Origin of the sequence: Bariatricus sp. HCP28S3_F11, from assembly GCF_052065395.1 — a bacterium.
Taxonomy (GTDB): Bacteria; Bacillota; Clostridia; order Lachnospirales; family Lachnospiraceae; genus Allocoprococcus.
This window is the reverse complement of sequence record NZ_JBQHUC010000061.1, coordinates 1-6,278: the sequence shown is the minus strand read 5'-3', so window position 1 is coordinate 6,278 and position 6,278 is coordinate 1. Positions and strand designations below refer to the sequence as shown.

Genomic DNA, 6,278 nt, shown 5'->3' with positions numbered 1-6,278 from the left:
GAGAACGAAGTTCTCGAATGGTTTCCGCGGAAAGTAAGTTTGAAATGGTAGGATAGGAAAGAAATGGATGGAGAGATAAAACTTTGTATGTGGTTTTGAAGGTACATAAAAAGAGATAGCTGCAGACTTTGGAAACAAGGTTTGCAGTTTTTTTGTGCAAAAAAATAGTAATAATAAATGAATTTTGTTTCCTTTGGCACTGAGATGAAGTGGTGTATTATCACTCTAATATATTGAACTGTTTTATTGATTATCGTAATAATATAGAAAAATGTATTTAAATTAATGATTAGACTTTTGGAATGGGAAATGTTACCATCATCATGAAGCAATTATATGGGGAATCCCAAAAGAAAATGGAGGAAAAATATGAAAAAACGTATTGTAAGTGTGTTATTATGTCTTACCATGTCAGTAGCCATGCTTGCCGGATGTGGTGGAAAAAGCAGCACAGAAGAAACTCAGAAAAAACAGGAAACAACAGAAAATTCAGAATCTGGGGTAGCTGGAGTTGATGGCGTTTTCACGTATGCAATCGGTGGAGATACCGGTAATACTCTGAATCCGTTAACAGCGGATGACAGATTTGGTCTGATGACTTGTCATTTGTTATATTCACCGGCGTATTATATCAACGCTGACGGATCTGTAAATTATATACTGGCTGAAAGCATGGAAGCTTCTGAAGATGGACTTGTATACACAATGAAATTGAAGGAAGGTCTGAAATGGAGTGATGGCGAAGCGTTGACAGCAGATGATATTGTATATACATATGACAGTATCAACGCGCAGGGTCAAAATCTTTATGTCGATAACCAGCCGATTAAAGTGGAAAAGGTAGATGACACAACTGTTACATTTACATTGCCGTCAGTTTGTGCAAGTGCATTTGAACTTTTATCATCAGAAGTAAGTATTCTGCCAAAACATATTTTTGAAGGAAGAGGATCTTTCGATATCAATATGCTTGAAGAAGAAGTTGTGGGTTCAGGACCTTATAAATTGGAAGAATATGTAACAGGTCAGTACTTGAAATTTACGAAAAATCCAAATTATGGATGTGGAGAGGCAAATATTGATACAATTGTCTTTAAAATAATTGAAAAAGATGATACGGCTACTCTGGCACTTCAGAATGGAGAAGTGGATGCATGGATTGGAACACCGGATATGTTAGATCCATATAATGACAATCCGGCATTTAATATCACAAATTATAGCGAAGGTCGTGTTGCGTACTTGAGATTAAATCCAAATACAGAGGCAATGAGCAATAAAGAATATCGTGAAGGTATTTTATATGCTCTGAATCGTGATGAGATTATGACAGCAGCATATACAGATCCTTCATTCTATAATCTTGGATATTCTTTCTTGCCGTACACAAGCGCTTACTATACAGATGATGTTGAAAAATGGGATCAGGATGTAGAAAAAGCAAAAGAATTAACAGCGAACGGATCGAAGGCAATTAAAATCTGTTATGTTGAAGAAGATAGTGTTCAGACTAACATGGCTCTTGCAATTCAGGCAGAATTAAAAGCAATTGGAATTACTGCTGAATTGACTGGTGTAAACTGGGCGGGCTATATGAGTACAGCTTATGATCCAGAGGATAAAGAACATGATATCTTCCTTGGTGGTTATGTAATGGGTGTTGATCCGGATATGTATTCTTCATTATTCGTGACTACAAAGGATAATATGATTATGTACAACAGTGAAAAAGTGGATCAGTTATTTGCTGCAGGTAACGCTACTTTGGATGAAGCCGAACGTAAAGAGATTTATAATGAACTTCAAAGAGCAATTTCAGAAGAGGCAATTTTCTATCCATTTGGAACAAACTTAAGAACACTTGTGACAAATGCACGTGTTGGTGGTTTGGAAGAAGCTAAATTTGCACCGATTTACACATTTGGTGATTACTCTAAGTTAACACTGAAATAACATGATTATGTTAGGGCAGAGGGAGGTGGAGACACCTCCCTTTAATTCATGTGAGAGAAAGGAGTCATTAAATGTTAAAATATATCGTAAAACGTATTTTGCAGGCCGTTCCGCTTTTGATACTGGTAACTATGATTTGTTTTACATTGATCAATCTGGCGCCATATGATGCAGTCGATGCTTTAAGAACTGACAGCATGACTGAAGAAGAGCTTGAGGCAAAAAGAGAAGAATATGGACTTAACGATCCAATACCGGTTCAGTACGTGAAGTGGCTTGGAAAGATTGTGCAGGGGGAATTTGGAAATTCTCTTTTATCACATACAAGCATTAAATATGATCTCAAGATTCGTATACCAGGTACGATCAAATTAGTCCTTCCGTCCTATTTAACTGCATATTTTCTTGCCATTGTATTAGGATTGATAGCGGGAAGCAATAAAGGAAGATGGCCGGATAAGATTATTGACGGTTTTTGCTCGATTGGAATAGCGACACCTACATTCTGGATCGCGATGATCATGATGTATTTCCTTGGATATAAATTTAAAATCTTTCCATTAATGGGAATGCATACCATTGGGCTGGAAAACAGTATGATTGATTATCTTCAGCATTTTGCAATGCCTTATATGGTATTAACAATTGGATTTTTACCTGATTTGACACGTTATGTGAGAGGATCAACTATTTCTCAGCTTAAAGAAGATTATGTTATTGTACAGCAGTCGTTTGGAGCGAAGAAATCAGAAATTCTATTTAAACATGTAAGCAAAAATGTATTGATTCCGTTGATTACGAAGCTGGGTATGGCGTTACCGATGCTTGTAACCGGAGCTGTTATTACAGAGACTATTTTTTCGTGGCCGGGAATAGGTTCTTATTTTGTAAAAGCAATTTCAGCTATGGATTATCCGATTATTATGGCAGTTCTTGTCCTTTCCGGTACATTAGTTATTTTGGGAAATTTACTTTCAGATGTTCTCTACTGTATAACAGACCCGCGGATTAAATCTATGCAATAGAGGAGAGAGTATGAAAACGAATAGAAGATGGGAAAATGTCAAATATGAGTTCAGACATAACGGACAAGCTATGTTTGCAGCTGCATATTTGATAATTATTATTTTGATCAGTATTTTCATTGTGTTCTGTAATGTGGATCCGGATGCAATCGATGTTGTAAACAAATTAAGCGGACCATCAGCCGAACACTGGTTTGGAACAGATGAACTGGGAAGAGATTATCTGGTACGTGTTCTCTATGGCGGTCGTGTATCTTTAGTGGTTGGTGTACTCGCGATGGTCACATCCATCGTAATCGGAGTGATGGTTGGGATGATTGCCGGATATTTCGGTGGTCTGGTTGACAGTATACTCATGAGGATTGTCGATGTATTCTCCGCAATTCCATGGATCATTATGGTAACAGTGGTGAGCTTGTTGTTCAAAAAAGGAATTGCATCAATTATCATTGTTATCGGATTGTTCAGCTGGATGGGAATTGCGAGACTTGTTCGATCGGAAGTTTTGTCTGCAAAGGAAAGAGAATATGTGCAATATGCAAAATTCATAGGTGTTCATCCAATGATGGTTATTGTGAAACAGGTTTTGCCAGCTGTATTTCCGACAATTATCACAGCAGCAACAGCAGAAATTGCAAATGCCATCATGACAGAAAGTTCACTGAGCTTCCTGGGACTTGGAGTTGCGGCACCAATGTCTAGTTGGGGAAGCTTGCTGCAAAGCTCACAGCAATACCTGCAAAAAGCTCCGTATATGGCAATTTTACCAGGTATATTAATTATTTTAACGGTATATTCATTTAACAAATTAGGTGACGTACTTCGTGTATATGTTGAGCCTAAGATAACGGCAGGTGAAAGTAATGAGTAAAGAGTTGGTATTAGAAGTTAAAAATTTAAAAACTATATTCAAAAGCCGGGGGCAAGAAGTGCAAGCTGTCAGAGGAGTCGAATTTTCCGTAGAAAAAGGTGAAATCATGGGAATTGTAGGCGAATCCGGAAGTGGAAAATCTGTTACAATGAAAGCGGTTATGGGTATTTTGCCGGAAAATGCCAAAGTAGAATACGATTCTTTGAAGTTGAATGGAAAAGAATTAGCTGGACTGAGTACGGAAGAATATCGCAAGCTCCGAGGCAAAGAGATGACGATGATTTTTCAGGATCCAATGACAGCGTTGAATCCGCTTAAGAAGATTGGAAGTCAGTTGGAAGAGGTTATTTTGCGCCATAGCAATCTGTCCAGACAGGAAGCGAAAGAAAAAGCAATTGAAATGCTTCGCAAAGTAGGAATACCAGTTCCTGAGCAAAGAATTAAGCAATACCCGCATGAATTTTCTGGAGGTATGCGACAGCGTGTTTTGATTGCAATGGCGTTAGCCTGCGAACCGCAGCTGTTGATTGCGGATGAACCGACAACCGCATTGGATGTGACGATTCAGGCTCAGATTCTCGACCTGCTTAAAGAATTGGAACAAGAATATCACACCTCGATTGTGCTTATCACACATGATATGGGAGTGGTTGCGACTGTCTGCAGTAAAATTGCAATTATGTATGGTGGATTGATTATGGAAAATGGAATGACAGATGAGATTTTCTATAATCCAAAGCATCCTTATACGAAAGCACTATTGCGTGCCATTCCTTCACTGGATTTAAAAGAAGGTGAAAGGCTTCAGTCGATTGACGGAGTACCGCCATCATTGATAGATCCTCCGGTCGGCTGTCCTTTTGCGGAACGGTGTGAATATGCGACGGAACGCTGTTATAAAGAAATGCCGAAGTATAAAAACTATAGCGAAACACATCGTGCTATGTGCTTTTTAAATGAACAGGAATAGGAGGAAATGTGATGAATCAAGAAATATTGATTTCAGCTAAAGGCTTGAAAAAGTACTTTCCTGTCAAAAAATTTCTGGGCGGAAAGACACAGTACGTGAAAGCTGTTGACAACATAGATTTGGATATTCGAAAAGGGGAAACGTTTGGACTTGTAGGCGAATCCGGATGTGGAAAATCAACGCTTGGAAGAACAATGATACGTATGTATGATGTGACCGGAGGGACACTTACTTATAAGGGACATGATATCACAACTGCGAAACCTTCACAAATGAAACAGTTTCAAAACAAAATGCAGATTATTTTTCAGGATCCTTATTCTGCATTGAATCCTTTTTGGAATGTAGAAGAAATTCTGGAAGAGCCATTAAAACAGATTGGAATGAATGCTGCCGAGAGAAAAGAACGTATGGAATATCTCTTATATAAAGTGGGTATGAAAAGTGAAGACTTGATAAAGTTTCCTTATGAGTTTTCGGGAGGACAGAGACAAAGAATCGGAATAGCAAGGGCATTAAGCGTGAATCCGGAATTTATTATGTGCGATGAACCGATTGCGGCTCTAGATGTGTCGATTCAGGCTCAAGTAGTTAATATGCTGGAAGACTTGCAAAATGAATTTGGACTTACTTATTTATTTGCAGCTCACGACTTGTCAATGGTGCGTTATATAAGTACTCGAATCGGAGTTATGTATCTTGGAAACCTTGTTGAAGTGACAACAAGCAATGAATTGTATGAGAATCCGCTCCATCCATATACGCAGGCATTGCTTTCGGCTATACCTATTGCGGATCCTGAGACGGCAAGAAAACGAGAAAGAATAAAACTGCAAGGAGAATTGCCGAGCCCTATGGATGTGCCGGAAGGTTGCCATTTTGCACCAAGATGTCCATATGCGACACAAAGATGTAAAGAAGAATGTCCGAAATTACGTGAATTTGATAAAGGACACTATGTCGCTTGTCACAGAGTGGAAAATGTGAACTGAATTTAGTGTTTCAAATGTAATTAACAATCAAATGAAATTGTGTAAATTGACTGAATTGCGCGAAATAAATATTCAGTATTGACAATTCCGAAATGGAATGGTAAGATATGACTCGTTGACCGGACAGGAATCAGAAATGAGGAGCCGGGCAGCGGGTCATAACTGATTTCCGAAAGGGCTGAGACAGAGGCCAGGGGGCGGCATGCAGAAGTCTGATAAGAAAAAAAGTTGTTGACAAACGTCGAGAGATGTGATAATCTATTTAAGCTGTCGCTCTGAAGAACAGAGTTCCGAAGAACGGATCGGCAAAAAAAGAAAAATAAAAAAGTCTTGACAGAAGCTTGAAGATGTGATAATCTAATATAGCTGTCGCGAGACAGAGAAGAAAGAACATTGATAACTAAACAATAGACAACAACCCTGAAAATTCTTTAAGAGATTTTTCAAGAACGGTTGAATCGACAGAT

General features: G+C 38.5%; 5 protein-coding genes. All 5 read left to right on the top strand.

Features of this window, described 5'->3' with window-relative positions:
* Window positions 1-369 precede the first annotated feature (369 nt).
* The 5 genes from ACTNBR_RS15790 to ACTNBR_RS15770 all read left to right on the top strand — a co-directional run bounded on the left by ACTNBR_RS15790 (window position 370) and on the right by ACTNBR_RS15770 (window position 5,811).
* Complete coding sequence (locus ACTNBR_RS15790; RefSeq protein ID WP_441019160.1) at window positions 370-1,953, top strand: ABC transporter substrate-binding protein; 1,584 nt, start codon at window positions 370-372, stop codon at window positions 1,951-1,953.
* A gap of 71 nt (window positions 1,954-2,024) precedes the next feature.
* Complete coding sequence (locus ACTNBR_RS15785; RefSeq protein ID WP_427808861.1) at window positions 2,025-2,978, top strand: ABC transporter permease; 954 nt, start codon at window positions 2,025-2,027, stop codon at window positions 2,976-2,978.
* A 10-nt stretch (window positions 2,979-2,988) separates the two neighbouring features.
* Window positions 2,989-3,849 carry an ABC transporter permease gene (locus ACTNBR_RS15780; RefSeq protein WP_427820889.1) on the top strand — a complete coding sequence of 287 codons (861 nt, stop codon included), beginning with the start codon at window positions 2,989-2,991 and terminating at the stop codon, window positions 3,847-3,849.
* On the top strand, window positions 3,842-4,819 hold the full coding sequence (locus tag ACTNBR_RS15775; protein WP_441019162.1) for an ABC transporter ATP-binding protein: 978 nt from the start codon (window positions 3,842-3,844) through the stop codon (window positions 4,817-4,819). Before ACTNBR_RS15780 ends, ACTNBR_RS15775 begins: the two co-directional genes overlap by 8 nt.
* Window positions 4,820-4,830: 11 nt before the next feature.
* Window positions 4,831-5,811 carry an ABC transporter ATP-binding protein gene (locus tag ACTNBR_RS15770; protein WP_427820891.1) on the top strand — a complete coding sequence of 327 codons (981 nt, stop codon included), beginning with the start codon at window positions 4,831-4,833 and terminating at the stop codon, window positions 5,809-5,811.
* The last annotated feature ends 467 nt before the right edge of the window (window positions 5,812-6,278 follow it).